The organism is Marinomonas mediterranea MMB-1 (assembly GCF_000192865.1).
GTDB classification, from domain to species: domain Bacteria; phylum Pseudomonadota; class Gammaproteobacteria; order Pseudomonadales; family Marinomonadaceae; genus Marinomonas; species Marinomonas mediterranea.
In genome coordinates this window covers 4,063,236-4,087,070 of sequence record NC_015276.1, presented here as the reverse complement: position 1 = coordinate 4,087,070, position 23,835 = coordinate 4,063,236, and the positions used below count along the sequence as shown (strand labels likewise).

Sequence of the window (23,835 nt, the reverse complement as noted above, 5' to 3'; positions counted from 1 at the left end):
TCGGTGATGTTAAGACAAAGGCGCGACTGTGTTCCATTTCTGATCGTAGTTGGTTTACCTTAAGTTCAATTGTGCTAGGCGAAGCTCAATTGAACTTAAGGTTATTGTGACGAGAGAAAGCGGATCAAATGACCCCAAGCTCCACTAATCGTTCGTGTAAGTAGCTACCCGCTGTATGGCGCTTGGAAAGAACGACTTCTGGTTTTGGGTGAAGGAACAGAGGCAAAGAAATACGAGATTTCGTTTTGTCTGCACCTTCTGGGTTGATAACGCGGTGGGAGGTAGATGGGAAATAGCCGGCAGACGCTTCTTGTAGCATGTCTCCGATGTTAACGATTAACGTGCCGAAGTCACACGGAACATCCATCCAACTACCATCTTTCGCTTTTACCTGCAGCCCTGGCTCGTTTGCTGAGGGTAAGATAGTCAGTAAGTTTATGTCTTCATGTGCTCCTGCTCGAATCGCACCCAGTTCTTCGTCACCTTTAAGTGGTGGATAGTGCAGCACACGCAGTAGGGTTTGATCACTGTTTTCAATCATGCTCGACAGGGATTGGGAATAATGTTGTGCGATGTCTGTAGGCGTATACTGTTCTACCCATTTTAGTAATTCTTCCGCTAGGGTATTGGCTTCTGAGTAGTATTGCGCTAATTCGTCTTTATGTTCTTTCGGACACTGCCCCCAAGGGTAGTAATGGAAATACTCTTTAATGTCTTTTTTAGAATGACCTTTAGCGGTTTCAGAGACATCAGGTGGAAAGTATCCATCCTGTGTCCCAACATTATAACGGTAGTTTTCTTTGTCCGCGCTGTTGTAAAAAGATTGCCAATTATCGTATATGGAAGAGACAAGCTCTTTTCGGATAGGGTGATTTTTAAGGACGCCAAATCCTGTTTCTCTCAGTGACGTTACAAACTCTTCTGCGGCGTTGGGGCTTTGATAATCGATCGCTTCTAATTTCATGGTTTTTAAATCCTAATCGGCTTCGAGCAAGTGCTCGTGTCATTGTTTTTTGTTTCATAGCTAGGAAAAAAACAGAGGTTCTAGGATGACCACCCTTTGTGAAAAAAGTAACGCAAATCGACTGTCTCAGCCTGATATTGATGCGACCACAACGACATAACCAAACTTTTTTCGCAACGCAATGCATAGGCCATATAAGGTCGTGTCGCTTGCTGTTGTTTGACGGTTAGTAAAGACATTGCAATTTGTGCTCGCTATGTTTGTTCGCTGATTTAATGTTGTCCGAATGGTCATATTAAAGGCTATTGTGTCAGATTTGAAGAGGGCTGAGTCCTCGTTTAAGAAAAAATACACTATTTCTTATGGGGTTATCTCAAGCTTAGCCTATACTCGGATTTAAGGCAGGTGCTAGACAGTCGCCTACTTTCGTAGAGTATAGAGAAGCTTACAAAATTGTTTTTATTGAGGTAGTTAAAAATTGACCCTGACGAAACGCTTTCGTCTCACAGTATAGAGGGTAGTTTATGAACAATACATTCCAGTCTTTAAAGAACTATTTTTTGATCTCCATGCCACATTTGAATGACCCAGATTTCGAGCATACCGTGGTGTATTTATGTGAACATACAGAAGAGGGAGCGATGGGAATCGTCATTAATCGCCCTTCTAGCATTGATTTTACCGAACTCGCTGATCATTTAGGAATGAAAGTAGAAGCGCCTAGATTAGCGTCTGAACCCATTTATGTTGGCGGCCCTGTCGAATCAGAGCGAGGCTTTATATTGCATACGTCGGATAAAAGTTGGGGCAACTCGCTGTGCGTCACTGATGAAGTGAATTTGTCAGCGGCTCTTGAGACTTTAGAAAATATTGCGATTGGCAATGGCCCATCCATGTATCGAATTGCGCTCGGATGTGCCGGCTGGGACGAAGGACAGCTAGAAAGTGAAATAGCCAATAATGATTGGCTGGTATGTGAGGCCGACTTAGACGTATTATTTAATACCCCAAGTGATATGCAGTTCAGTGCGGCAACTAAGGTACTTGGTGTGGATATGACTTGGTTATCGCCAGATATGGGACACAGTTAAAAATGATAGAAGAATCATCTTCGATACAAGGTGAAAAAACAAATGAAGCAAGCCCCAATATAGCGAAAACTGTATTGGGGTTTGATTTTGGTACAACGCGAATTGGTGTTGCTATTGGGCAGAATGTAACAATGTCGGCCCGCCCTTTGTCACCATTAAAGGCCAATGAAGGTATTCCCAACTGGGATACTATTGCGAAACTCGTTGCTGAATGGGAGCCAGATTGTTTTGTTGTTGGCTTGCCATTAAATATGGATGGCAGCGAAAATGAGATGTGTCAAAGAGCTCGTAAGTTTGCTAAACGATTGCATGGACGTTATAACCGTCCATACCATATGATGGACGAGAGGCTATCGTCGTATGACGCTAAAGGTCAGGTTATTGCTCAGGGTGGTCATCGAAATTTCAAAGAAAATTCGGTCGATGGGTTAGCTGCTCAGTTGATTATAGAAACCTGGTTTGCCGAACAAACTAATCAGTGAAAAGACGAGTCAGTTTAATCGACTTATCTGTTTAATAGACAAGGTAACAGTATTAATGAATTTGGATTTAGACAAAGCGCTTACGTCAATGAAAGATCAGATTGCGAAGTACTGTCAGGAAAAGGATATCGATAATCCTGTCCTGGTTGGTATTCATTCTGGTGGTGTTTGGGTCGCCAATGAGTTGATAGACAGTGTAAAAACACAAGAACCTCTAGCGACGCTGGATATTACGTTTTATCGGGATGACTTTACTCGAGCAGGTCTAAACCCGAAAGTAGGTCATACACAGCTACCCGCATTGGAAGACCGTCACGTGATCTTGGTTGACGATGTTTTAATGTCGGGACGGACAATACGAGCAGCCATGAATGAGATATTCGATTTTGGTCGACCAGCAAGTATATCGTTGGCCATTTTGTACGACTTGAATCATCGTGAACTGCCTATTCAAGCGGATATTGTTGGTGAGAAATTAACGCTTTCAGCTGACCAAAGAGTCAAGTTGAGCGGGCCTGATCCACTTACTGTGTCGATAATCGATACAAAGTGATAGAAACCGTTTAAAGCTATTAATCTCGCTTTATTTTTTGCACGCCACGTACGACAATATAGGTATAAACATGTGGTGATCAGATGTACCACTTAATGCCCAGCTTCTTTATCGTATTGTTAGTCATCACGTTGATGGCGTCATATCAAAATGATGCTGGGCATTTTCCTATCTACACAGTAATGAATACTGTATTGCAGTTTGAGGAAAGCAAATTATGATGCGATCCGACCCTAGGGCGTTACAATTAAACGAACATGGTCAGCTAAAGCACTTTTTAACCTTGGACGGGTTGAATAAAACCATTCTAACTGAAATTCTTGATCGGGCTGACTCGTTTCTCTCAATGGGAGAACAATCGGTTAAGAAAGTCCCTCTTCTTCGTGGGAAGACAGTCGTAAACCTTTTCTTTGAAAACTCCACTCGTACTCGAACTACATTTGAACTGGCAGCTAAGCGTTTGTCTGCTGACGTTATTAATCTCAACATTGAGACATCAGCGACGTCAAAAGGAGAATCTTTGTTGGATACACTTCAAAACCTTGAAGCAATGCAAAGTGATATGTTCGTTGTTCGACATTCGGACAGTGGAGCGGCGCATTTTATTGCGGAGCACTGCACTCCCAATGTCGCTATCATCAATGCGGGAGACGGTCGTCATGCGCACCCGACTCAGGCGATGTTAGATATGTTGACTATTCGCCGCCATAAAGGTCAGTTTGAAGGTCTTAAAGTCGCGATTGTCGGAGATATTCTTCATTCACGTGTTGCCCGCTCTCAGATCCATGCCCTCACCACCTTGGGCGTTGAAGAGGTTCGTCTAGTTGGACCGAAGACCTTGGTTCCTTCTTACTTTAAAGATCTTGGTGCAACGATTTGTCATGATATGTCTGCGGGTTTGGATGACGTTGATGTCATCGTAATGCTACGACTTCAAAAAGAACGTATGTCTGGTGCCTTGTTACCGAGTGAAAGCGAATTTTACCGTCTTTACGGTTTAACAGAAGAGGCACTATCTTGGGCTAAACCTGATGCCATCGTTATGCACCCAGGGCCAATTAATCGCGGTGTTGAGATATCCTCAGAAGTGGCAGATGGCGAAAAGTCGGTGATTCTCAATCAAGTGACCAATGGTATCGCTGTTCGAATGGCCGTATTGTCGATGGCTATGAGTGGTCAGGTGCAAGAACAACAAGGTGGATTGGGAGTAGAAGCTTAAGATGAAACTTCGGATTATAAATGGTCGTGTAATCGACCCAAGCCAAGACCTTGATGCTGTGATCGATGTATTTATTGAAGATCATAAAGTAGTCAGTATTGGTGAAGCTCCTGAGGGCTTTGACGCGGATGAAATCATTGACGCTGCTGATCGATGGGTTTTACCTGGGCTGGTGGATATTGCCGTTGCGTTACGAGAACCTGGCTATACGCAAAAAGGCAACATAGCGACTGAAGGGCGTGCTGCGATTTCGGGCGGTGTGACAACATTGGTGTCGCCTCCAGATACAAAGCCTATTGTCGATACCCCAGCGGTTGCCGCGTTAATTCAAGACAAAGCCGATCAGGCTGGAATGGCCAATGTATTTCCTATTGGTGCGTTAACCAAAGGTTTGCAAGGCGATCAGCTTAGCAATATGGTTGCGCTAACGGATGCAGGTTGTGTCGCGCTTTCAAATCACAGAAGGCCCATGCGTAATACTTTAGTACTGTCTCGTGCTTTAGAGTACGCAGCGACTCACGATTTGCTGGTTGTTTTTCATCCAGACGAGTCTAGTCTGTCTGAGGGCGGTTGCGCTCATGAAGGCATGATGTCTACGGTTCACGGCTTGGCAGGTATTCCTGAAACGGCAGAGACAATTGCCTTGATGCGTGATCTGTTGTTGGTAGAAAAAACAGGCGTAAGAGCGCACTTCGCTCGTTTATCATGTGCGAAGTCTGTTGAAATGATAGCGGATGCACAAGAATCTGGTTTGCCTGTCACGGCAGATGTTGCGCTTCATAATTTGTTGCTGACAGATGAAGTTCTGAATGAGTTTGACGGTCAATTCCATGTGATACCGCCTTTACGTTCAGAAAATGATCGTTTGACTCTTATCGAAGGGATAAAGCGGGGGGCAATTCGTTCCATTTGCTCCGACCATCAGCCACATGAAAAAATGGCGAAAGTCGCCCCATTTGCTGCGACAGAGCCTGGCATGGCAAATGTGGAAATCTTACTGCCTTTGGCGTTACAGCTGATGGATGAAGGGGATTTGAGTTTGACGGATGTGATTAAAACGCTAACTTGTGGCCCTGCCTCGTGTTTTGGTTTAGAAGCAGGCTCTTTGAAACCGGGCAGCTTTGCAGATTTTATCTTATTTGATAGTACGCAAACGTGGGTATGGGATGATAGTTCTCGACGTTCTAAAGGTCATAATTCGGCCTTTGATGGCGTAGAATTAACGGGACGAGTCACGCAAACTTATGTGTCCGGTCAATGTATTTATAGTTTTCATGGTTAAGTCTAATCGTGTATCGTCGATAATAAGAATATGAAGTAAGCTATAAATCGTAAATACGCCAATCTTTTTTGTAGATAAAGAGACCACTCCGTATACATATTGTTACGGAGTGTCTTCTCAATAAATAGTCAATATGATTACTGTTATTGGTTACAAAACCTTGCGTATTCTTGATCGGTTTCATTGCTTTACTTTTTATTTGAGCATATTAACCTATGAGTATTGTGAACTAATAAGGCTGATAAACGTACATGGTAGACAATTCGCCAGAGCTATTGCACTCCACTTCGAGTAGGTCTGAAGCCGAGGATATTCATCGCCTGAAGCTGGAACTCGATTTCCTTAGCAACGTAAGGAGGCAGGAAGAAGAACTGCTTTACATGGTTGCAAGAGGAGCTCGTCAAGATTCAATGCTGTCCTTTCTTGTAGAGAAATTTAAGCAATTCTTTCCTCGTGTCAGGCCGTGTTTGCTTTGGTGTGATAAAGACTTGGCGCACTGGCGTATTGAGAACCATAAAGAATGGTCAAATAGCGTATGTAATACGATTGGTGAGGTCATTAGTGTTCCTCAAGCGTTGCTTACATTTGCCGCTAGCCCTTCTCGTCCGTTTGTTCGCATAGATAACCTCAGTAGTCAGTCGGATTGGATAGATTGGCATCAATTTCTATCAAATGAAGGCATTTCGGGCTGTTGGATGCACAGTGTTCAGGATCATGACGGGAATTGGTTAACCGTCGCTCTCTTTTTTGATCACGAGACGCTGTCTGAGAACATTACTGAGTTCATGGTTGAGCAAAGCCTCAAAGGAATGGGGAAGTGGATCAAGGCCGGTTTTGAACGAAAAAATGCTGATCGAAAGTTATTGATCTCTGAGCATTATGATGAACAAACTGGCTTGTTACGTGATGCGATGTTTGACACCAGTCTTGAATTGATTCTTAAGGATGCTCGACGGAATTTTCAACGATTGGCGGTACTGTGCGTGAAGCTGCATGGCCCTGTGTTGTCAGAAAACCTAAAAACTTTATCCACCGTTTTACAAGAAACATTACGTGATAATGATTTGATTTCACGTTATAGCGACAATGTCTTTTTAACCGGTGTTCGAATCGGGCACTTAGACGACGCTGAGATCATTGCGAACAAAATCTATAAAGCCTTATCAAGTGAAGCATTCCGAAAAGACAGCTCTTTTCGAGGTAATGTCGGAATAGGCGTTGCTTTTTATCCTGAACAATCTACCCTAGATGCGCTGTACATTGCTGCACATGCAGCGGCAGATCAGGTGGATCAGCCAGTTGGGTATCGTATTGAGTATCATGGGCGTTTTCTAAAGACGATGGATGATGCTTACGACCTATAGTGGCTTTTCGTTAGAGTGTGTTCATAGGGCATGAGTCATGACTCAGATCTCAGATAATCTTTCTCGTGTTAAACACGATATTCATACGCTTGAGACCCGCTATAATCGTATCGAAGATAGCGTTAATCTGCTTGCCGTAAGTAAAACTAAACCAATAGAAGCCATTATTGAAGCGTACGAAGCTGGACAGCGTTTGTTTGGTGAAAATTATGTTCAAGAAGCGGTGTCCAAGTACGGAGAACTGCAAAATTATCCAGGCATAGTGTGGCATTTTATTGGGCCTATCCAATCGAATAAGTCGCGTCAAATAGCGGAAACAATGGATTGGGTTCATACCGTTGACAGGGAAAAAATTGCTCGACGTTTAAGTGAACAGCGACCCATATCTAAGCCACCGCTAAATGTACTCATTCAGGTTAATATTAGCCAAGAATCAAGTAAATCAGGAATTGCGTTAAGTGAGTTGGGTGAGATGGTTGATTTAGTCAATTCTTTACCTAATATAGTCCTTCGTGGGCTGATGGCAATTCCTGCTCCTCAAGAAAGTGAAGCAGCACAAATTGATGTTTACCGACCACTTACTGAGGCGTATGAAGCGCTAGTTGAAGCGTTCTTACACGTCGATACGCTGTCGATCGGCATGTCTGGAGACCTTCCTGCTGCTATTGCTTCAAAAAGCTCTTTAGTACGTGTAGGAACGTCCATTTTTGGGGCGCGTGATTACTCAACATCTAACTGATAATTCGCCCTAGAACTTAAAAATTATTAAAGGATACTGAATGTCTTTACGTATAGCGTTTATTGGTGTGGGTAATATGGCCTCTGCCATTATTGGTGGTTTGGTCTCAAGTGGTTATCCCAGTGATAAAATCTGCGGTACATCGCTTAATACCGACTCTTTCGCCGCACTCGAAGAAAAATTCGGCCTAACCATGATGACGTCGAATACCGATGCCATTGCAGCGGCCGATGTTGTGTTTTTATGCGTGAAGCCGAATCAGGTTCGAAGTGTCTTAGAGCAAGCTGCTGAGGTTATTACGCCCCGCCAAATGTTTGTCTCTGTTGCGGCAGGCGTAGAGATTGGGTCCATTGAGTCTTGGTTACCAGTATCAGCTGCTGTAGTCAGAAGTATGCCAAATACACCTGCGTTGGTTAATTGTGGAGCGAGCGGATTAGTTGCGAACACAGTTGCTTCGGTTGAGCAAAAAGAATGGATTTCGACGGTGTTTAAAAGCTTTGGTGACTGTGTTTGGGTCAACAATGAAGAGCAAATGCATCAAGTAACGGCGTTGTCTGGCAGTGCACCAGCCTATTTTTTCCGAGTGTTGGAATCTATGATTAAATCAGGCGTAGATCAGGGCATGACCGAAGAAGACAGTCGAAAACTCGCGTCGTTAACTATGTTAGGTGCTGCAAAAATGGCGACCGAATTGGACGAATCTATTGCCCAGCTACGTATCAATATTACGTCGCCAAATGGAACAACCGAACAGGCATTGAATTCTCTCAACGACGCCAATATAGATAAAGTAATGGACGATGCGATGCGTGCTTGCGTAAAGCGTTCTAAAGAATTAGCCGAAGAAATGGCGAAAAGTTAGGAGTGTGTCATGGGCGGTGATCCGTTTATTTTAGTCGTAAAAACCTTAGGTAGCCTGTATCTTTTTGTTGTAATGCTAAGGCTGCTTTTGCAATTAAGTCGAGCTGATTTTTACAACCCAATTAGTCAGGCGATTGTGAAAGCAACCAGCCCAATATTGTTGCCCTTGCGTAAAGTTATCCCTCCAATTGGACGTCTTGATACCGCATCTGTTGTGTTGGCTTTGGCTGTCCAGTTTGCAATGGTCTTCTTGATTTTAATGATTGCGGGATTTAATTCGACGCCTGCTCATTACGTTATCTATACTATCGCGGGCTTGTTTTATAACCTTCTGCAGTTGTATTTTTGGGCTGTTATTATTACGGTTATCTTAAGCTGGATTGCTCCGCATGCGGATCACCCAGGTGCAATGATTGTTCGTCAAATATGTGAACCACTTTACCGTGCTTGCCATAAAGTTTTGCCGAGTCTAGGCGGGTTGGATTTATCGCCAATCTTTATTTTTCTCGCTATTACGATATTGCAGAATTTCATAAGACCGTATGTGATCTAAACTGTATTAAGCACGGTATTGAATTTTTGTATGCTCAGTATCTAGCATAGGAATTGAGAAGCGGGGCGTAATCCTTTATGATGCGCCCCTTAAATTGGGAATGTCACGCGACGATAGTTCTCAACTTTCTTATTTATAATAATTCGGATGAGAGTTATGAGTACGATTGCGGTTTATCCTGGCACATTTGATCCTATTACCAATGGCCATGCAGATTTAGTAGAACGCGCTGCCAAGCTGTTTTCTAAAGTCATTGTTGCTGTCGCAGCGAGCCCCAAGAAGCGCCCAGCGCTCTCCCATGATCTACGTATTGAACTGGCTGAAAACGTGCTTGGTCACTTGCATAACGTCGAAGTGGTTGGCTTCGATAATTTGCTAACGGAGTTTACTCGCTCTGTAAATGGGCAAGTAGTGGTACGTGGCCTGAGGGCAGTATCTGACTTTGAATACGAGTTTCAGCTTGCGAATATGAACCGCGTTATTGCCCCTGACGTAGAAAGTTTGTTCTTAACACCTTCAGAAAAACACTCCTATATCTCATCGACACTTGTGCGTGAGATCGCCTCATTAGACGGTGACTTTGGGCAGTTTGTTCATCCAGAAGTGGAAAAAGTGTTAAAAGAGCATTATCAGAATGCTAAGTAAGAACGACTTTCAGTAAGTTTATGATAGGCTAGCGCCAGTTCAAATTTGAGGGGAGTATCATGTCTCTAATCATTACCGATGAATGCATAAACTGCGACGTCTGTGAGCCTGAATGTCCAAATGAGGCAATCAGTCAGGGTGAAGAAATTTATGTAATCGATCCTGCCAAATGTACTGAATGTGTAGGCCATTATGATGAGCCACAATGTGTGCAAGTGTGCCCAGTTGATTGTATACCTAAAGACAAAGATTACGTCGAAACAGAAGAAGAGCTCATGGAAAAGTATTTGGTATTAACGGGTCAGCTCTAACCGAACTTCGAAAAGCCATCTATAATTACGATCAAGCCAGACAGTAGTCTGGCTTTTTTGTGCCTACTGGTTTTGTGGTACTTTCGTTTAAAACCAACTTTACCGATAAAAGGTGACGCCATGTTAGCAAATGATGTGATTGAGTTGTGGTTCGAGTCTTGTACACCAGAGCAATGGTATAAAAAAGACGTTGAATTTGATCGTAAACTCACGGAATTGTTTGGTGAAGTGCTAGAAAAAGCCGCGAAAGGTGAACTTTATCTATGGCGGAGTTCTGCTATTGGTCGTCTGGCGGAGATCATAGTGCTTGATCAGTTTTCCAGAAACATTTACCGAGATACACCGCGTGCTTTTTCACAGGACCCGATGGCGCTGGTGCTGGCGCAAGAGGCGGTCTCATTGGCGTTAGACCAGCAGTTACCCCTAATACAGCGAAGTTTTCTATATATGCCCTATATGCACAGCGAGTCGCTGGTCATTCACGATGAGGCGATGAGGCTTTTCAGTCAACCGGGGCTGGAGCATAACTATGAGTTTGAATTGAAGCATAAAGTGATCATTGAGCGTTTTGGACGGTATCCGCATCGGAATGCGCTTTTGGGGCGACCAAGTAGCCTAGAAGAAGCGGCCTTCTTGAGCGAGCCTGATTCGTCTTTTTAAAAATAACAGCTTGGGGTTACGTGATTTTATGGGCTTAAAGCATACTTACTGCTCTATCGCTTAAACGAGCAGTAAGTATGTCAGAGCAATATTTAAAACAGGGCTTTTATCTTGGATCCTGATGGTAGGTTTGTATCGTCACCCACGAGTACAATTAGTGATCGTGCGGTAATGGAAGCATGTGTATCTGGATGCGTGACGATGTTGCCAAATTCATTTTCGTAGCCTAGAGCGGTACCGATATTCTCCTGAATTAACCGAGTCACGATTTCCGCCCAAGTGACATTGGATAAATTTACATCGATGCGAACCGTATGGTCTCCCTGATATCGAAATAAGTTCTCCAGAACTTGTTCGGTGCCAGGTGCGATTAAAGACCTTACCAACATCTCAGGGTATGCTCTGATAGGGCGTATAACCGCGTTTGCTCCCGCTTTTCTAAATCGATCTCTATTAAGGTCATTGACCGCTTCTGCTAGTAGAAAGGCGCTAGCGCCCGTTTCGTGAACTCTATGAAGTGTATCAAAGACGATACTGTCGCTGTGGTCGTTCTGACTGTCTGGTGATAAGACGATAATGTATTTGGCTTTGTCTACGCCAGCTGATTCAAGTTTCCCAGGTTCCGTTGCATCTCCAGTATGATGCACCACACCCATTTCACGTAGCTCTTCTGGGAGTCCGTCGGGGAAGTGCGGGGTCAAAATTTGGATGGGCGTATCTTCTAGCTCAGGAGTATTGCTTATTTGTGTTATGAGCAGTTTTAGATAACGCTCTGTATGTAATGCTGGGGTATTAATAATAAGTAAATGATCGCGCATAGTGCTCCACTCCATTTTGCCTTTGACACGCATATCGCGCTGAATCAAACGTAGTTCAACGTAATCACTGGCGATTTGGGCCAGCAGTGTGATGCCTAAACCATATATAAGAACAATGGTGGTCAGTTGCCCCCAGAATGTCGCCGCAGAGATGTCGCCATACCCTGTCGTACTGGCGGAGGTCATCGTTAGCCAAAAGGCTTGCCACCAATTTAAGTCTTCGAAGAAGACCATTGCGATGCTATGTATTACGATGATCGCTGCTAACATGACAAAGCGTCGTCGTAAGTCTTTTATTGCATGCTGATACACAATTTTTTTATAGCGTTGTCGGCCATGACTTTTCTTTTTTAAGAATAATCCGAGAGAATTCATACCATTGATTAATCCGTAGAAGACATTTTATAGTCAAGTTGACGCCAAGACTCGTACACCATAACAGCAACGGTATTGGAAAGGTTTAAGCTTCGCGAGTCCGCTTGCATTGGAAGTCTTAGGCGCTGAGGCTTAGGAAGCGCTTCAATAAACTCAGCAGGCAGGCCGCGCGTTTCTGGCCCAAACACCAACACGTCGTTCTCTTTAAACTCGGCCTCGCTATGGGTACGACTTCCTTTCGTGGTGAGTGCGTATAGAGTACCAATGTTCTCGTTTTGGGCGATAAAGGCGTCCCAATTAGCGTACTTTTTAACATGAGTGAACTCATGATAATCAAGCCCCGCTCTTCTTAATTTTTTATCGTCTAGATCGAACCCAAATGGTTCGATCAAATGTAGCTGATAGCCAGTGTTGGCGCATAGGCGAATGACGTTTCCTGTATTGGGCGGAATTTCTGGCTGGTACAGTACAATATGAAGCATGAATTAACTCTCTATAAAATTCATAGCATCATACCAGAGGGGATATAGGCTGCGAATAGTCAAGCTAAGAAAGCACGATGAAGACAGGCAGATTGCTTATTATTCCTAAGTGATTGTTAAAAAAATCGAAAAAAGTATTGACCCTGATAAAACCTTGTTTATAATACGCCGCACTTGCCCAGATAGCTCAGTCGGTAGAGCAGAGGATTGAAAATCCTCGTGTCGGTGGTTCGATTCCGCCTCTGGGCACCATTATTTAAAATCCAGCAAATTGCTGGTTTTTTTATGTGTGCTTTTTCACTAAGTAAGTGCATATCTTTTTTGCCCAGATAGCTCAGTCGGTAGAGCAGAGGATTGAAAATCCTCGTGTCGGTGGTTCGATTCCGCCTCTGGGCACCATTATTAGAAGCTCTAAAGCCTATATATAGTATGGCATTAGGGCTTTTTTTATGTCTAAAATTTATTACCCTTCCTGTCTGCAACTTGTGCCAGTGTCCACAAAGTGTCCATGAATTTTTGTCTACTTTGGTGCAACTTTCGTAAAGTGGCCATGATAGTTCATTTCTAAGCTAGTCTAAGAAAGAGAGATAATCACACGCAAAACATTTTTTTCAGAACCGCTCCGAGAATGAGCGGTGTCCAAAAGTGTCCATATTATTAAACTGCGATTTCGATCCCGTCTCGCTGCATTAAAGCGAGTCGGGTTCTTGTGAATAGCATCAGTGAGATAGTCTGGGTGGAACTTCGCATAGCGCAAAGTCATCTTTAGCGTTTTGTGGCCAAGAATCTTCTGTAGATCAAAGATCGAGCCTTTGTCTCGCATAAAATGCACAGCAAAGGTGTGGCGCATAACGTGAGTTAGCTGGCCTCTTGGCAAAAATATTTCAGCATCGGCGATCGCAGATCGAAATGCCCGCGAGCAGCTTCCTGCAAACATGTGACCAAAATTCGGGCGTGATCGGTCGCTTTTTATCATAAGCTCAAGCGCGACTGAAACTGGTACAGCACGAGCGTGTGAATTCTTCGTCTTGGTAAAGTGAATCAGTCCATTTGCGACTTGTCTGCGTCAAGCCCCATTGTCTCGCCAACTCGAACTACTCCGAGGTTCATTATTTATCCTTTAACTTTGTTTAGATTTTTTCACTATAGTGTATAAAATATTGATAGGGCGAGTTTAAGCGCAATGAGGGCTTTGTTGTGATTCAACTTTGTAAAAAAGTTAGCTTTAATCCCTTTCATCTTCTAGCTGATCTTTTAAGGAATAAAGATCAAGCACATGATCAACACCGCTCCACATAATGGCAATCAGTAATCTTATTTGAATACCTCCAAGAAACACCAATACTGAGAGCGACAAGCCTTTTAATTCAGACTTTATAGATTGAAAGAACGCGTAGTTCGAGAAAACATAGTAGGCAAAATTATAGATGATACAGATAAATAGAATCACACAGCTTGTTGTGATAATACCGCTTAAGTTCTCTGCTTTGTTGAGGATATCTTGCACGTTTTCGCGTTTAGGGACCTTTTCTTTGATTTGTTCTCGGTATTCGACTTTGACCAAAGATAACCACGCACCCATTATTCCAAAAATGATGGCAGATATAGTGATCATACTATTTGAAATGGAAATAAGATCCATTGCCTGAACATCCATGCCTGGCAGAAAGGAAAGGATAGCTGCGCCGAAAATCACAACCCAAGAAAGGCCAGATAGCCAAGCTACTCCTTTCTCACTTGCTAATAGCTGGACAATGAAATTCGTCATAGTACACCTCAATCTTCCCTGTTCATTATAGTGTTTTTTGACTAGCTCGCTAAGAAATTCTCCAGCTCGCTGAAGAGCTTTTGATGTAAATCTTTCAAAATAGGGAAGTCATTATTTTTAGGCTGCACCATAACCATCAATCGTCCATCTTTCTTTCGGTAGGTTTTGTCGAGCCAGTATTCGCGACTGTCTTTTTGCAGTTTGAAACCGACGTTGAAAGCTTGTGTTTTGTCGTATTCTTCGAAGTCTCGAACAAGCTCGTCTAATTCTTGTTTGCTGATGCCAGTAACAGGAATAATCATTTCAATCTCTCTACGGGGGTCTAGGTGTTTATCGTGATCTTTAACGTCTTGAACCGCTTGCTTTATACTAAATAAACGTTTGTTTGCTTTACTCTTAATTTTGTCTGGTTGATTGAATTTGTAAGTCAATTTGGTGACTGAACTTGCGTTGGCAAATACGGTTTCTAAGTCTGCATCATCTTTGACTTTCGTCCAATCTAGGCGAGGTGTTAAAGAACTGTGAGGCAGGCGATTTTTCGTACCTCGTGGTTTGTCTGAGAAAGTGTAACTGCCATTTTCAGACTTTATACGATATTCAGAATGGTCGCGAATATAATTGAGTAAGTATTGCTTCATGTTTGAGGTTGCTAGATTGTTCGCCGTTTCGCCAGGTTGACGTAGCTTGATTGGCAAGAACATATTGTTGTATTTGGGAGCGAATAAGAAATAGGTCATGTAACCTGGAATGTCGGACGGTGATATTTTTGCGTTGCTTGGTACTTGGTCTTTTACTGGCTTATCTTTAGGTAAAGTACCCACGCCACGCTTTCCTTTTGGTACTTCATTCCAAAAAGCTGCGAGATAGGTGCCATTGTACTCCGTAATGTCATAGCAAAAAACACGATTAGAAAGGCTCATCCCGTTAGGGCAGGTGTTGCCAAAGGCTTTGCCTGAATCAATCGCCCATTTCTTAATTTCAGCAAGCAGCTCTTTTATATCAAGGCAAAGAGGGCTAGAGTTACGAACCATCACTTGTTGTTCACCTTGATAAACAGATTCATAAAGCCCACATTTATCGACTAAGTAACGAATCGCTTCGTACTCAAAATTTGCTTGTGCCATAATCCGAGAACCCTCCTTGAGCACGTACACACAAAGTTGATTGTCTTTTATACCATAAACCAATCAGCCCTTGACAATATTTGATCAATTCAGTGATATAGGAAGTCTCCATAGATCAAGGACGTACCATGCCACGCTACACAAAAGAGCATCCATTTCTAAAAAGGCGCCAAGAGCAGTTGGCTCCGACTAAGGTGCAGAAAGTTTGCATTACGGAAGAAGAGCCGGAGAAAGGAAAGCTTCACCGCTTTGCCGATTGGTTAGACAGCTGGCACTTTACCCGCATATTCCAAGCCCTGAGTTCTTTTCTACTGATTGTGACATTAGTTGGCATAATCTTCGATTACCAAGATCGCCAGCGAAACATCGAGGCTCTAAAACTGGCTCGTGATGACATGAAGCTTTCTAAAGAGAGTGCGGAGCAAGGTCGCAAGGTGGCGGCGTGGCAACTTCTTACGACTAAGGCTCCTGGTAACAGCGGCAAAAAAGAAGCGCTAGAATATTTGAACAATATTAATGAACCGTTAACAGGGATAGACCTTTCGGTAGAAGAAGACCAGCAAGGAGCCTATTTGCGTGGGGTGGAACTCCAAAAGGCTAAGTTAAGAGGTTCTGATTTGTCTCATGCGAATTTGATGTATGCGGATTTGTCCGAGGCGAATTTGTATAGAGCGAATTTATCTGGTGCGGGTTTGTCTAGAGCGAATTTACCTGGTGCGGATTTGTCTTTTGCGAATTTATCTGGTGCGGCATTGTTTGGTGCGGATTTGTCTGGTGCTAGCTTTATGGTAGCAAATTTATCTGGCGCGTATTTGTCTAAAGCGGATTTGACTGGCGCGAATTTGTCTGGTGCTAGGTTTATGGCAGCAAATTTTTCTGGCGCGTATTTGTCTGAAGCGGATTTGATTGGCGCGAATTTGTCTAAAGCGAATTTGTTGTTAGCGCGTTTGTTTGAGGTAAAGTTGGGATCTGAGGTTGTGTCTGATGAAAATGTAGATCAGCTTTGCTCGAATCTTAAAAAAGCCAAAAACTGGTACCTAACTTACCGAGATAAAGAGCTAGCCTGTGGCAAACCTATTCTTGATCTAATGAAGTCTACGCAGAATAGACGCGCAGCTGTGAACTTACTAAACGGCGAAACTCCCGCTTTCCACTTTCTCCCAGAAACAATCAATTAACCCAACCAAGGATGCAGTATGGCGCACGATAAGACTCTTACGGAACTAAAGTGGTTCAAGTGGGCGCTATGGGGGCCGATAGGCACTGGTGTTTTAGTTGCAACTGCTATCGGCATTGCGGACTTTACTAATGAAGACTTGCGGGTGTGCTTCACATCGGCCTGTGTAAACGATGCTATTGGTCGTTTAAAGTTTCCTCTTGCTATTGCTTCGCTTGCTTTCCCTCTAGTGGCCCTTGTCGCCTCTCATCACCGCTCGGTTCAAACGGCTGCTCAGATCAGTCGTTCTGACAAACAAATAGAAGCAACAGATAAGAAGAACTCATTTGAAAATTGCATAAAACATCGCGGAATTTTTATGGATTTTTTATCTGATATAGAGAAGAGAGAAAAAATAAAATTCATATCAAAAGAGCATATTTACACAGATATATTCGCTCAAAATGATTATACGTATTTCTCATATTATTGTGATGATATGCAAGCTTCAGGTGATCCATCTATTCTTGATGATGGGCTAGTATCGTACGAAAATTTTTTCCATAAAATTTATTTTCATTTAGTAAGTTTAAATGATTTTTGGGATGAGGATTACATAATGCCTGATAGGAAACCCTATGCCTTTAAAGACAATATGTATAGCTTTTCTAGGCTTGTTTTTCCTGATTATTATGTGGGTGAAAGGCTGTCCTTTGACTATAGCTCTATAGAAGGCAGGTTGCAGAATGACTATTACCTTATGCTTTCAATACTAGATACTTTAGAATATTTTTGTTTGTCGAAAAAATATCTAGATGATAAATGTAATGTATTTAATAAGTTAAAGTCTGATTTCTATGACAGGCTTCACGGATATTCTCAACACCTTACAACAGAAAGAGTGAAAGTGAGGGCCATTCTGAATGATAAAGGTGAGACTACTGGATTTGAGCAAATTTTAGATGACGATGACGAGCTCATTCCTTTCTAAATTGTCTATTACCCCGCAGCTAAAAGTGTGAGCATCCTGCGAAATCTGAATTAGACTCCGTTGAAATACAAGTGACGCATCGTTGCGCCACGCGCTTTTTTGTGTGTTTGCCTTATGCCTAGCTTTATTTCTTTAGGTACGATTTTACGGCCATGTATTTGAGCGGATAAAGCTTACCATCTTCTTCTAACTGACCATCTATGATCTTGTTCGGGCTGGCGGTTACATTCCAAATGTATTCTTTCTTATTGCCCCAAGTGTCTTCTTTATGAGGGTGATAATTTATCAATCCGGCATGAATATATTTGGGTTTAATAGAGGGTAACGCGGAAAGCCTAATGACAACTTCGTATAGGTCTTTATCTTCCAATAAATCGTAAGCGGCCTTTATGAGTGTTTGGCCTCGTTTTTCGAAGGTATAAGAGTCTTCGGAATAGATTGTGAATTTCAGTCCTTTTTTGTCAGACGGCGTGGCGTATTCTTCAGAAGCTAATACAACGTAATCTTGAGCATTGGGCGCTAAGCTTTCAACTAACTCTTCTTGAGAGTCTCCGCCGCATGACTTCATGAACAATAGAACGATCGCAGCTAATACGATAAAGACTAAGCAACCTCCAGCGGCTTCGCGCATGCTTTTTCCCGGTTTTTCGATACCGCAATGAGGGCATGTTTTCGCTTTTGAAGATACTTTCTTTTTACATTCCTTACATGGTTTTAGAGCTATTTTGTTTCCTTAATATTATGAATCCTAGTTTGGTTAAAATTATCATAAGCTCACCAGCCCTTGACAGTAATCTAAAAAGACCCTACAAGCAGCCAGCAAAATCTGGATAAGGTTTCGAAGCCTGTCTTGGTACTAACGCCCATTTTTCGAACGGTGGAGGTAGCAGTAAGCTAAAAATACAAGCCCGTGTTACGAGGCGAACTGCGCCGCTCTGCATTGGACAGCCGCTGCCGTGCGGTACAGATCAACCTAGAGTATTACAGCACTGAGTGGATGGTGTGCGAACTACTCCGTCGTGACTGGCGATTGGTAGAGCACAACGGCGAAACGCTGGGGCCAACTTGCCCAGCATGCGTTCAACAACATAAGGAAGAGCTACAGGAGGCACCCCATGTTCAAGACGAAACCCATTGATAAAGACGCGGTCTTTCGACAAATGCGCATCGTCATTGTCTGCGAAGAGTGCCACACAGAAGGCTACTTTTACGACGCGGAAGGCGACGTGTTGTGTCCGCATTGTATTAAGAAGTTGGTGAGTTGATAAAAAAAGCCGCTAGGTATTGTCCATACCTAGCGGCTCTTATACAAGCGAGCGTCATTTAACTAATATCAGAGCTCTTATTGGTCTTTTCCTCCGATAGCATTTCTGCTTCCAAGTTGCTCTTTTTTATGTCTTTTAGGTGCTCTCTTAATGGTTCTTCTGTTTTCTCTTGGTTTTTATGTAGTTCATACCTTCTTAGTATGTCCATAGAGCCTGACGCAACTTTGGAAAGAAACTTGTAAGCAAGCGGTGCTAGACTTATTGAAGGAGGAGTTTGATTGTAGATCTCCTTCCTAAATAAGATCGAAAACACCACTTTAATTAGATATGCAGACCAAATTATAATATTGCAGCCAAGGATAAATGCTACCTCGAAAAAGCTCAATATAAGCATGAACTTAAAAAAGAGACTAAACTTTATGTTTGAGTCAATATATAATGATAGATCTGCGATGGTTTCCATTTTGATATCCTATGTTTGAAGAATGCTCTTGTAATTGTAGGCGAATAAATTTCTATCTTCTTCTCTTAATAATGACGTGAAAATGACGATCAAGTTTATAGACGCTTCATGAGCATCTGAGTAATCAAAAAAATCACTTAACAAATCGAATTTAATTTTTTCATACTTATTTAGTTTGTATGTGGTTGGTTTGTTTGTGGACGGGAAAAGCTCTTTGATATCTCCTCTCCGCAAACGTGAACAGTTTACGAACCTGTTTGTTTTGTTTTTACTGTTCATTTCAAATAGTTCTATATTATACAAGGTGTGCTTTTTTCGTTTATTTATTTTTTGATCTAGAATTGCTTTTTTGAATTCTGCTAATTCAAAGATTTTGTGGATCGATGTTTTAAATAGATCGGAGTCCTTTACCGAAGAAAATGTAGAGTTTCGCCTTAGATACGTTTGGCAAATTTCTAGCGCTTCACAATGATAATACCTTATTGATATATCGCCTTTGATTGGAATTACATTATTACTTCTTTGAATGTGTTCAAACGTCTCCTTTAATCCAGATGTAGTGCTGCTATCTGAGAAGGAACGTCTGCGACTCAGGTAAACAGGTTTATTCTCTGAACAATGCGTGTCTAACATTTCAAATCCCCTTACTATGTAAATTTTTAAAGAGCTTTTCAACGGTCTTTTATAACTACCTTGAATGGGTAGTAATCCAAGGGTGTCATGCTCGTATCGTGATACGAAACCATGAAACACGATAAATTTTTGTCTGGCATTTCGAGTTCCACATGAACAGCTCTAGGGTCGCTAGCCATGATAGTCTTGTTCGACTGTAGGATATCGAGGATATCCCTCTCCATGTTCTTTTGTTGTGTTGCTCCCATTAACTGCAACGCATTGACATTTGAGATGCGTATATCGTCAATAAGGTGGATGGTGTTCTCTCTCTTTAGTATATTAGACGTGTGACCTTTCTTTGTTTTTATGGCAACGTCTGCACTCAATTTTAACTCATTTCGCGTATCGAGATAGCTCGGGCATTTCGAAAGTATCGAGAGTAATGCAGAAGAATATAGTAATTGGTCTTCGCCAATGAAATCCATGGTAATTAGTTCTTTAGAAATCGATTTAGCTAATAGATGTCTAATTAATTCTATCTTTTTTTTGGATTCTTTTTCTGCAACTCTGATAGGGGCTTTTCTAATTATAGCGTCCGTAAAAAAAATTTTCTCGATAATGGATAGAAAGATTTGGTGCGTCGAATGGTGTTTATAAGTACATTTTGTGTCTTGGAATGAGTGCGTGATTATTTGTTGGTGCTTACGTGCAATTCTCATTATGCTTTTGGGAAATAACCTACTATCTAGATCGTCTTCGCTCAAAATGCTTAAAGGGTATTTAGAATGTAGTCGCTTGTGGATCAAAGTATTATGAACTACTTCATTAATGAAATGTTCTATATCTTTGATACTATCCATAGCATTAAAATTATCAAAAATGAATTTGGTTGCAGTGTTAGTGTTTTTACGTGAGTTCATGTTATCCCCCAAGAAATAATATAAGTGTCTTCGGTTAACTCAAGTACTACATGCAATATCCTTTGCGTCCTTTGAAATAAAGATTAGTAGGTATATTAAATATACGCAATAAAAATATTGTTTTTTTGTCTTTTTATATAAGTCTATGTTTTTCTTTATATTTTTCTACTTTTTGATAGACTTGTTTGAAAAATAAAATATCAAAAAAATTTCATTTCGTCTGTTAATAATGGAATGAGCTCAGCCCCCGCCACTCTCACTAACAACGGTCTAATACAGTCATCCTTAATCAAGGCAGGAACCGCCATGACCATCGCCATCTTTTTATGGGTTTCGTACATTTTGGCAAGTTCTTGGGTTTCGTTTGAGATGGTGCCGAGAATGGTCGCGGCATTGGCTTCTAATGTATTGGATACGCGATCCAACAGCGCTTCAAACTTATTCAAGGGTAAGGTACTGGCATCGTAGTTCGTTATGCCCTGGTCTAGCTCGGTTAATAGATCGTTGGTTGAATCCAACAGGGTATCGGTTGCACCGGCTAATGACCCCGCGATTGTATTGATGTTCACACAACTCGCAGGCGTTCCACTTATGTACGAATCAATCATCTTTGCTGTGCTGGCGATTTGCATGTCCTCCATAAAGCTGGCTAGGCGGCTTTGTACATGGGCATTCAGCACGTTTGCTCCTTCGCCGTAGTTGTCCAGCGCGGTCATGCATCGTTGTACCTTGGCTTCGTCAGGGAGGATGGTGGTGGCAGGGGAATCGTCCACGGGCTCAATAGGCAGGTACTTATTGAGTTTTATCTGCAACTGGGTTGCATAGCCGCCCGTCTGCGAGGCTTTTGTTGTTGTCGCGCTCTGTAGCATTTCCCGCACCGAATACCTCAAACAGGTTCTTGTCGAAGTTAAACACGCTTATATCCCTCCTAACTCAAGCTGTTCTTCATGTTTCTTTACCAAGGCTTTTGCCATGTCTAAGACGGAATTACGTGGCGGTTGTAGGTAATGCGTGTGCGCTGCACGCACGACAAACGACGCACAACAATCGGGATTATGACAGTGACAATAAAGATCCTTCACAAATAAGCCGTCGATGCCTCCAGAGACATCATTGCTGTGAGCGATCACGCATTTACTGTTGCAGTGTGGGCAGTTTATTCGAAAAATGTAGACTTCTCCGTCAAAGATGGAGAAACGATGTCTTGACCAATTATGAATTTTCTCGGACATCGTCTAACAACAATTGAAGAGCAGCTTAGAAATGAGACACCTTACATAGCGGATATGATTCAAGCAGAACTTACAAAGCAATCGTAAGATGAGCCTCTATCATAGAGAACGCTTGTTTTCTAAAGACCTTTTTCTCGATCGACAGTGGTGTTAAAGAAAGCTGCCTTTAAAGGAAAAGTTGGTGTTTATGTTAATTATAAGATCTGGAGTTATTGGGGTTATAGTTTCTGGTTTGAAGATTGCAGTGGATGATAGAATATTTTAATTCGATAGATGGGGTTATTAGGGTTGTATTTTTGTAATGGCATGGACTGCTTCTTTCTAAGATCAAGTGTTCATACGGGAGCTAAATATGAGAAGCCGTGAGGTGATCAAGGAATTAGAAAGGGATGGATGGTATGAAGTTGCGACTAAGGGTAGTCATGTTCAATTTAAGCACCCTGCTAAAAAGGGACGCGACGCGTAACGGTGCCACATCCGAAATCGGATATATCTATTGGAACCTTAAAAAGCATCATGAAACAAGCTCAACTCGATTGAGTTTGTTTTTTAATCATACAAAAACTGTTAAACCAAGCAGCTATTACGCATCTTAGAAATAGGCACTAGTAGCTGATTAGGAGTGGCATAATGAAATATCCGATCGTACTGCACACTGACGATGGTGACAGTTACAGCGTAACTGTACCTGATGTTCCTGGTTGTTTTTCTGCTGGTACCACGCTTAATGAAGCAATTGATATGGCGGAAGAAGCGATTTTTTTTCATTTGGAAGGAATGCTTGAAGACGGCGAAGATGTTCCCGTCGCAAGCGAAATTGCAGTTTATAAGGATAACCCTGATTTTGCTGATGGTATTTGGGCGGTGGCTAGTGTAGATATCACGCCTCTATTGGGTAAGAGTGAGAAAATTAATGTCACTCTTCCGCATTTATTGATTTCGAAAATTGATAAAGCGGTCGCGTCTAATCCTCAGTACAAAAATCGTTCTGCCTTTCTAGCTCAAGTATCCAGAAAAGAGTTGAAGTTGGCTTAGAGTATTAATCACCTAGGCTCTTTAAAAAATACCCGCCCTCGTGCGGGTATTTTTTCGTTTAGTGCCAGCCAAACTTTCTGTGCGACAGAGGGCTTCTGTGTCGTAGTAGATTCTCTTATGTTTTGCATATCCCCGAACCCGCCTGCGTTCATGGGCATGATGCTGGCCAGCGGCGCTAGTACTCGGTGCATGTTTAGCATGTCTTTCACTATCACCGCTTTGATCTTTTAGCATTTGTCGTTGCTGCTTTTATGTTCGTTGTAAAAAGTGATTTATAGCGTAATTCCGTCAGCAATTTTTACATTTTTTAAACAAAAAGCTTGACCTGACCGGAAAAATGCGCAAAATATCGCCGCGTTGATACTTATTCACTAACACGATGTTGGTTCAGGAAGGCTAGGATGCTCCCCATTCAAATCTGCAAATCTGCTGTCGCTATTTTATTGGTTTTTACTTTATTTGGCTGCTCTACTACCCGTTTGTCCTTAGATGTAAATGCTTCTAGTCGTTTAAATCCTGATGCCTTTGGTAATGTTTACTCCGTCATTGTACGTGTCTACCAACTCAGTGATGCCCGACTGTTTGAAGAAGCGAGTTACGATGAACTTTGGAAATCATCTGAGTCGGCGTTGCAAGACTCCGTTCTTTCAGTAGAAGAATATACGATTTCTCCCGACTACCACGGCGAGCTGGTTTTCGAACGGCTTGAAGCGGCTAAACACGTTGGGGTGATGGCGTTCTTTCGTTCAAGAGAGGGTGTCTGGAAAGTATATGACAAAATTCAATCTGGCTTGCTTAGCAAGACCGCAAAACTCGAAGTGAATATCGCAGGATATGATATTGAGATGGTGCCTCGTTAGGGTGTTG

At 42.3% G+C, this 23,835-nt stretch carries 35 protein-coding genes and 2 tRNA genes; 23 read left to right on the top strand and 14 right to left on the bottom strand.

Annotated features, from left to right (window positions below; all coding sequences use genetic code 11):
* Window positions 1–124 precede the first annotated feature (124 nt).
* Together MARME_RS18640 and MARME_RS22345 are read right to left on the bottom strand one after the other, a co-directional pair.
* Complete coding sequence (locus MARME_RS18640; RefSeq protein ID WP_013662820.1) at window positions 125–964, bottom strand: 2OG-Fe(II) oxygenase family protein; 840 nt, start codon at window positions 962–964, stop codon at window positions 125–127.
* 80 nt (window positions 965–1,044) lie between these two features.
* On the bottom strand, window positions 1,045–1,203 hold the full coding sequence (locus MARME_RS22345) for a hypothetical protein (RefSeq protein WP_013662819.1): 159 nt from the start codon (window positions 1,201–1,203) through the stop codon (window positions 1,045–1,047).
* Window positions 1,204–1,488: 285 nt separating this feature from the next.
* Here MARME_RS22345 and MARME_RS18635 point away from each other — a divergent pair, with 285 nt between their 5' ends.
* The 13 genes from MARME_RS18635 (at window position 1,489) to MARME_RS18580 (ending at window position 10,724) form a co-directional block, all read left to right on the top strand.
* Window positions 1,489–2,055: a YqgE/AlgH family protein gene (locus MARME_RS18635; protein ID WP_013662818.1), complete on the top strand. Its 567-nt coding sequence runs from the start codon at window positions 1,489–1,491 to the stop codon at window positions 2,053–2,055.
* A 2-nt stretch (window positions 2,056–2,057) separates the two neighbouring features.
* A complete protein-coding gene (gene ruvX / locus MARME_RS18630; protein ID WP_013662817.1) occupies window positions 2,058–2,537 on the top strand; it encodes a Holliday junction resolvase RuvX in 480 nt (159 codons plus the stop codon).
* A gap of 55 nt (window positions 2,538–2,592) precedes the next feature.
* On the top strand, window positions 2,593–3,090 hold the full coding sequence (gene pyrR, locus MARME_RS18625) for a bifunctional pyr operon transcriptional regulator/uracil phosphoribosyltransferase PyrR (RefSeq protein ID WP_013662816.1): 498 nt from the start codon (window positions 2,593–2,595) through the stop codon (window positions 3,088–3,090).
* 83 nt (window positions 3,091–3,173) lie between these two features.
* A complete protein-coding gene (locus tag MARME_RS22340; protein WP_190273410.1) occupies window positions 3,174–3,311 on the top strand; it encodes a hypothetical protein in 138 nt (45 codons plus the stop codon).
* Entirely contained in the window at window positions 3,308–4,309 is a 1,002-nt protein-coding gene (locus MARME_RS18620) for an aspartate carbamoyltransferase catalytic subunit (RefSeq protein ID WP_013662815.1), read from the top strand. Before MARME_RS22340 ends, MARME_RS18620 begins: the two co-directional genes overlap by 4 nt.
* Before the next feature lies 1 nt (window position 4,310).
* The gene (locus MARME_RS18615; RefSeq protein ID WP_013662814.1) at window positions 4,311–5,591 is read left to right on the top strand and encodes a dihydroorotase; all 1,281 of its coding nucleotides are present in this window, start codon (window positions 4,311–4,313) and stop codon (window positions 5,589–5,591) included.
* A gap of 251 nt (window positions 5,592–5,842) precedes the next feature.
* Entirely contained in the window at window positions 5,843–6,955 is a 1,113-nt protein-coding gene (locus MARME_RS18610) for a GGDEF domain-containing protein (RefSeq protein ID WP_013662813.1), read from the top strand.
* A 37-nt stretch (window positions 6,956–6,992) separates the two neighbouring features.
* Window positions 6,993–7,694, top strand: coding sequence for a YggS family pyridoxal phosphate-dependent enzyme (locus MARME_RS18605; RefSeq protein ID WP_013662812.1), 702 nt, complete (start codon window positions 6,993–6,995; stop codon window positions 7,692–7,694).
* Between the two features lie 40 nt (window positions 7,695–7,734).
* Entirely contained in the window at window positions 7,735–8,556 is an 822-nt protein-coding gene (gene proC / locus MARME_RS18600) for a pyrroline-5-carboxylate reductase (protein ID WP_013662811.1), read from the top strand.
* Between the two features lie 9 nt (window positions 8,557–8,565).
* On the top strand, window positions 8,566–9,108 hold the full coding sequence (locus MARME_RS18595; RefSeq protein ID WP_013662810.1) for a YggT family protein: 543 nt from the start codon (window positions 8,566–8,568) through the stop codon (window positions 9,106–9,108).
* A 156-nt stretch (window positions 9,109–9,264) separates the two neighbouring features.
* Window positions 9,265–9,753, top strand: a complete 489-nt coding sequence (gene coaD / locus MARME_RS18590) for a pantetheine-phosphate adenylyltransferase (protein WP_013662809.1) — start codon at window positions 9,265–9,267, stop codon at window positions 9,751–9,753.
* A gap of 59 nt (window positions 9,754–9,812) precedes the next feature.
* Window positions 9,813–10,064, top strand: a complete 252-nt coding sequence (locus MARME_RS18585; protein ID WP_013662808.1) for a YfhL family 4Fe-4S dicluster ferredoxin — start codon at window positions 9,813–9,815, stop codon at window positions 10,062–10,064.
* A 120-nt stretch (window positions 10,065–10,184) separates the two neighbouring features.
* Complete coding sequence (locus MARME_RS18580; RefSeq protein WP_013662807.1) at window positions 10,185–10,724, top strand: DUF924 family protein; 540 nt, start codon at window positions 10,185–10,187, stop codon at window positions 10,722–10,724.
* Between the two features lie 92 nt (window positions 10,725–10,816).
* Here MARME_RS18580 and MARME_RS18575 read toward each other — a convergent pair whose 3' ends face one another.
* Window positions 10,817–11,917: a potassium channel protein gene (locus MARME_RS18575; protein WP_013662806.1), complete on the bottom strand. Its 1,101-nt coding sequence runs from the start codon at window positions 11,915–11,917 to the stop codon at window positions 10,817–10,819.
* A gap of 8 nt (window positions 11,918–11,925) precedes the next feature.
* Entirely contained in the window at window positions 11,926–12,399 is a 474-nt protein-coding gene (gene trmL / locus MARME_RS18570; protein WP_013662805.1) for a tRNA (uridine(34)/cytosine(34)/5-carboxymethylaminomethyluridine(34)-2'-O)-methyltransferase TrmL, read from the bottom strand.
* A gap of 176 nt (window positions 12,400–12,575) precedes the next feature.
* Between trmL and MARME_RS18565 the strand changes: the two genes are divergently transcribed.
* Window positions 12,576–12,651: transfer RNA gene (locus MARME_RS18565), tRNA-Phe, on the top strand.
* A gap of 71 nt (window positions 12,652–12,722) precedes the next feature.
* A tRNA-Phe gene (locus tag MARME_RS18560) sits at window positions 12,723–12,798 on the top strand.
* 175 nt (window positions 12,799–12,973) lie between these two features.
* Here the strand turns inward: MARME_RS18560 and MARME_RS21650 are convergent.
* The 3 genes from MARME_RS21650 to MARME_RS18545 form a co-directional block, all read right to left on the bottom strand.
* A complete protein-coding gene (locus MARME_RS21650; RefSeq protein ID WP_083799816.1) occupies window positions 12,974–13,375 on the bottom strand; it encodes a tyrosine-type recombinase/integrase in 402 nt (133 codons plus the stop codon).
* Window positions 13,376–13,624: 249 nt separating this feature from the next.
* Window positions 13,625–14,167 carry a hypothetical protein gene (locus MARME_RS18550; RefSeq protein ID WP_013662804.1) on the bottom strand — a complete coding sequence of 181 codons (543 nt, stop codon included), beginning with the start codon at window positions 14,165–14,167 and terminating at the stop codon, window positions 13,625–13,627.
* A gap of 41 nt (window positions 14,168–14,208) precedes the next feature.
* Window positions 14,209–15,291 (bottom strand): hypothetical protein, encoded by a 1,083-nt coding sequence (locus tag MARME_RS18545; protein WP_013662803.1) that lies wholly within the window; start codon window positions 15,289–15,291, stop codon window positions 14,209–14,211.
* Between the two features lie 128 nt (window positions 15,292–15,419).
* Between MARME_RS18545 and MARME_RS21645 the strand changes: the two genes are divergently transcribed.
* Both MARME_RS21645 and MARME_RS18535 read left to right on the top strand, forming a co-directional pair.
* Window positions 15,420–16,469, top strand: coding sequence for a pentapeptide repeat-containing protein (locus tag MARME_RS21645; protein WP_013662802.1), 1,050 nt, complete (start codon window positions 15,420–15,422; stop codon window positions 16,467–16,469).
* An 18-nt stretch (window positions 16,470–16,487) separates the two neighbouring features.
* Entirely contained in the window at window positions 16,488–17,438 is a 951-nt protein-coding gene (locus tag MARME_RS18535) for a hypothetical protein (RefSeq protein ID WP_013662801.1), read from the top strand.
* Between the two features lie 124 nt (window positions 17,439–17,562).
* Here the strand turns inward: MARME_RS18535 and MARME_RS18530 are convergent, their stop codons facing one another.
* Entirely contained in the window at window positions 17,563–18,069 is a 507-nt protein-coding gene (locus tag MARME_RS18530) for a DUF4875 domain-containing protein (RefSeq protein ID WP_013662800.1), read from the bottom strand.
* Between the two features lie 279 nt (window positions 18,070–18,348).
* On the opposite strand from MARME_RS18530, the gene MARME_RS22200 reads away from it, so the two are divergent.
* Window positions 18,349–18,576 (top strand): hypothetical protein, encoded by a 228-nt coding sequence (locus tag MARME_RS22200; RefSeq protein ID WP_148231056.1) that lies wholly within the window; start codon window positions 18,349–18,351, stop codon window positions 18,574–18,576.
* The gene (locus MARME_RS22335) at window positions 18,554–18,703 is read left to right on the top strand and encodes a hypothetical protein (protein ID WP_013662799.1); all 150 of its coding nucleotides are present in this window, start codon (window positions 18,554–18,556) and stop codon (window positions 18,701–18,703) included. Before MARME_RS22200 ends, MARME_RS22335 begins: the two co-directional genes overlap by 23 nt.
* 58 nt (window positions 18,704–18,761) lie before the next feature.
* Here the strand turns inward: MARME_RS22335 and MARME_RS18525 are convergent, their stop codons facing one another.
* From MARME_RS18525 to MARME_RS22915, 6 genes are all read right to left on the bottom strand, one after another.
* A complete protein-coding gene (locus MARME_RS18525) occupies window positions 18,762–19,166 on the bottom strand; it encodes a hypothetical protein (RefSeq protein ID WP_013662798.1) in 405 nt (134 codons plus the stop codon).
* 9 nt (window positions 19,167–19,175) lie between these two features.
* On the bottom strand, window positions 19,176–19,799 hold the full coding sequence (locus tag MARME_RS18520) for a hypothetical protein (protein WP_013662797.1): 624 nt from the start codon (window positions 19,797–19,799) through the stop codon (window positions 19,176–19,178).
* Window positions 19,800–19,837: 38 nt separating this feature from the next.
* A complete protein-coding gene (locus MARME_RS18515; protein ID WP_013662796.1) occupies window positions 19,838–20,701 on the bottom strand; it encodes a hypothetical protein in 864 nt (287 codons plus the stop codon).
* 200 nt (window positions 20,702–20,901) lie between these two features.
* Window positions 20,902–21,513: a DUF7217 family protein gene (locus tag MARME_RS18510; protein ID WP_418954018.1), complete on the bottom strand. Its 612-nt coding sequence runs from the start codon at window positions 21,511–21,513 to the stop codon at window positions 20,902–20,904.
* Window positions 21,494–21,616: a hypothetical protein gene (locus MARME_RS22740; RefSeq protein WP_263053290.1), complete on the bottom strand. Its 123-nt coding sequence runs from the start codon at window positions 21,614–21,616 to the stop codon at window positions 21,494–21,496. The genes MARME_RS18510 and MARME_RS22740 overlap by 20 nt, the downstream gene beginning before the upstream one ends.
* Before the next feature lie 2 nt (window positions 21,617–21,618).
* Window positions 21,619–21,933 (bottom strand): ogr/Delta-like zinc finger family protein, encoded by a 315-nt coding sequence (locus MARME_RS22915; protein WP_148231054.1) that lies wholly within the window; start codon window positions 21,931–21,933, stop codon window positions 21,619–21,621.
* Between the two features lie 352 nt (window positions 21,934–22,285).
* Between MARME_RS22915 and MARME_RS22735 the strand changes: the two genes are divergently transcribed.
* The 4 genes from MARME_RS22735 to tssJ all read left to right on the top strand — a co-directional run bounded on the left by MARME_RS22735 (window position 22,286) and on the right by tssJ (window position 23,828).
* On the top strand, window positions 22,286–22,399 hold the full coding sequence (locus tag MARME_RS22735; RefSeq protein WP_013662793.1) for a type II toxin-antitoxin system HicA family toxin: 114 nt from the start codon (window positions 22,286–22,288) through the stop codon (window positions 22,397–22,399).
* 2 nt (window positions 22,400–22,401) lie between these two features.
* Window positions 22,402–22,473, top strand: coding sequence for a type II toxin-antitoxin system HicA family toxin (locus MARME_RS22730; RefSeq protein ID WP_263053310.1), 72 nt, complete (start codon window positions 22,402–22,404; stop codon window positions 22,471–22,473).
* Window positions 22,474–22,563: 90 nt separating this feature from the next.
* Entirely contained in the window at window positions 22,564–22,968 is a 405-nt protein-coding gene (locus MARME_RS18500) for a type II toxin-antitoxin system HicB family antitoxin (protein ID WP_013662792.1), read from the top strand.
* A gap of 401 nt (window positions 22,969–23,369) precedes the next feature.
* Entirely contained in the window at window positions 23,370–23,828 is a 459-nt protein-coding gene (tssJ, locus tag MARME_RS18490; RefSeq protein WP_013662791.1) for a type VI secretion system lipoprotein TssJ, read from the top strand.
* Window positions 23,829–23,835: the final 7 nt, after the last annotated feature.

What these genes read in the sequence shown, in the direction of transcription:
- MARME_RS18605 (WP_013662812.1), top strand. Translation starts at nt 6,993, where the DNA reads ATGACTCAGATCTCAGATAATCTTTCTCGTGTTAAACACGATATTCAT.
- pyrR (WP_013662816.1), top strand. Translation starts at nt 2,593, where the DNA reads ATGAATTTGGATTTAGACAAAGCGCTTACGTCAATGAAAGATCAGATT.
- MARME_RS18500 (WP_013662792.1), top strand. Translation starts at nt 22,564, where the DNA reads ATGAAATATCCGATCGTACTGCACACTGACGATGGTGACAGTTACAGC.
- MARME_RS18585 (WP_013662808.1), top strand. Translation starts at nt 9,813, where the DNA reads ATGTCTCTAATCATTACCGATGAATGCATAAACTGCGACGTCTGTGAG.
- MARME_RS18580 (WP_013662807.1), top strand. Translation starts at nt 10,185, where the DNA reads ATGTTAGCAAATGATGTGATTGAGTTGTGGTTCGAGTCTTGTACACCA.
- MARME_RS18610 (WP_013662813.1), top strand. Translation starts at nt 5,843, where the DNA reads ATGGTAGACAATTCGCCAGAGCTATTGCACTCCACTTCGAGTAGGTCT.
- MARME_RS22915 (WP_148231054.1), bottom strand. Translation starts at nt 21,933, where the DNA reads ATGTCCGAGAAAATTCATAATTGGTCAAGACATCGTTTCTCCATCTTT.
- MARME_RS22340 (WP_190273410.1), top strand. Translation starts at nt 3,174, where the DNA reads ATGTACCACTTAATGCCCAGCTTCTTTATCGTATTGTTAGTCATCACG.
- MARME_RS18575 (WP_013662806.1), bottom strand. Translation starts at nt 11,917, where the DNA reads ATGAATTCTCTCGGATTATTCTTAAAAAAGAAAAGTCATGGCCGACAA.
- MARME_RS18525 (WP_013662798.1), bottom strand. Translation starts at nt 19,166, where the DNA reads ATGGAAACCATCGCAGATCTATCATTATATATTGACTCAAACATAAAG.
- MARME_RS18640 (WP_013662820.1), bottom strand. Translation starts at nt 964, where the DNA reads ATGAAATTAGAAGCGATCGATTATCAAAGCCCCAACGCCGCAGAAGAG.
- trmL (WP_013662805.1), bottom strand. Translation starts at nt 12,399, where the DNA reads ATGCTTCATATTGTACTGTACCAGCCAGAAATTCCGCCCAATACAGGA.
- MARME_RS18545 (WP_013662803.1), bottom strand. Translation starts at nt 15,291, where the DNA reads ATGGCACAAGCAAATTTTGAGTACGAAGCGATTCGTTACTTAGTCGAT.
- MARME_RS22345 (WP_013662819.1), bottom strand. Translation starts at nt 1,203, where the DNA reads ATGTCTTTACTAACCGTCAAACAACAGCAAGCGACACGACCTTATATG.
- coaD (WP_013662809.1), top strand. Translation starts at nt 9,265, where the DNA reads ATGAGTACGATTGCGGTTTATCCTGGCACATTTGATCCTATTACCAAT.
- MARME_RS18615 (WP_013662814.1), top strand. Translation starts at nt 4,311, where the DNA reads ATGAAACTTCGGATTATAAATGGTCGTGTAATCGACCCAAGCCAAGAC.
- MARME_RS18620 (WP_013662815.1), top strand. Translation starts at nt 3,308, where the DNA reads ATGATGCGATCCGACCCTAGGGCGTTACAATTAAACGAACATGGTCAG.
- MARME_RS18635 (WP_013662818.1), top strand. Translation starts at nt 1,489, where the DNA reads ATGAACAATACATTCCAGTCTTTAAAGAACTATTTTTTGATCTCCATG.
- ruvX (WP_013662817.1), top strand. Translation starts at nt 2,058, where the DNA reads ATGATAGAAGAATCATCTTCGATACAAGGTGAAAAAACAAATGAAGCA.
- MARME_RS18550 (WP_013662804.1), bottom strand. Translation starts at nt 14,167, where the DNA reads ATGACGAATTTCATTGTCCAGCTATTAGCAAGTGAGAAAGGAGTAGCT.
- MARME_RS21645 (WP_013662802.1), top strand. Translation starts at nt 15,420, where the DNA reads ATGCCACGCTACACAAAAGAGCATCCATTTCTAAAAAGGCGCCAAGAG.
- MARME_RS21650 (WP_083799816.1), bottom strand. Translation starts at nt 13,375, where the DNA reads ATGATAAAAAGCGACCGATCACGCCCGAATTTTGGTCACATGTTTGCA.
- MARME_RS18535 (WP_013662801.1), top strand. Translation starts at nt 16,488, where the DNA reads ATGGCGCACGATAAGACTCTTACGGAACTAAAGTGGTTCAAGTGGGCG.
- MARME_RS18530 (WP_013662800.1), bottom strand. Translation starts at nt 18,069, where the DNA reads ATGCGCGAAGCCGCTGGAGGTTGCTTAGTCTTTATCGTATTAGCTGCG.
- MARME_RS22735 (WP_013662793.1), top strand. Translation starts at nt 22,286, where the DNA reads ATGAGAAGCCGTGAGGTGATCAAGGAATTAGAAAGGGATGGATGGTAT.
- MARME_RS22335 (WP_013662799.1), top strand. Translation starts at nt 18,554, where the DNA reads ATGTTCAAGACGAAACCCATTGATAAAGACGCGGTCTTTCGACAAATG.
- MARME_RS18595 (WP_013662810.1), top strand. Translation starts at nt 8,566, where the DNA reads ATGGGCGGTGATCCGTTTATTTTAGTCGTAAAAACCTTAGGTAGCCTG.
- proC (WP_013662811.1), top strand. Translation starts at nt 7,735, where the DNA reads ATGTCTTTACGTATAGCGTTTATTGGTGTGGGTAATATGGCCTCTGCC.
- tssJ (WP_013662791.1), top strand. Translation starts at nt 23,370, where the DNA reads ATGCTCCCCATTCAAATCTGCAAATCTGCTGTCGCTATTTTATTGGTT.
- MARME_RS18520 (WP_013662797.1), bottom strand. Translation starts at nt 19,799, where the DNA reads ATGTTAGACACGCATTGTTCAGAGAATAAACCTGTTTACCTGAGTCGC.
- MARME_RS18515 (WP_013662796.1), bottom strand. Translation starts at nt 20,701, where the DNA reads ATGAACTCACGTAAAAACACTAACACTGCAACCAAATTCATTTTTGAT.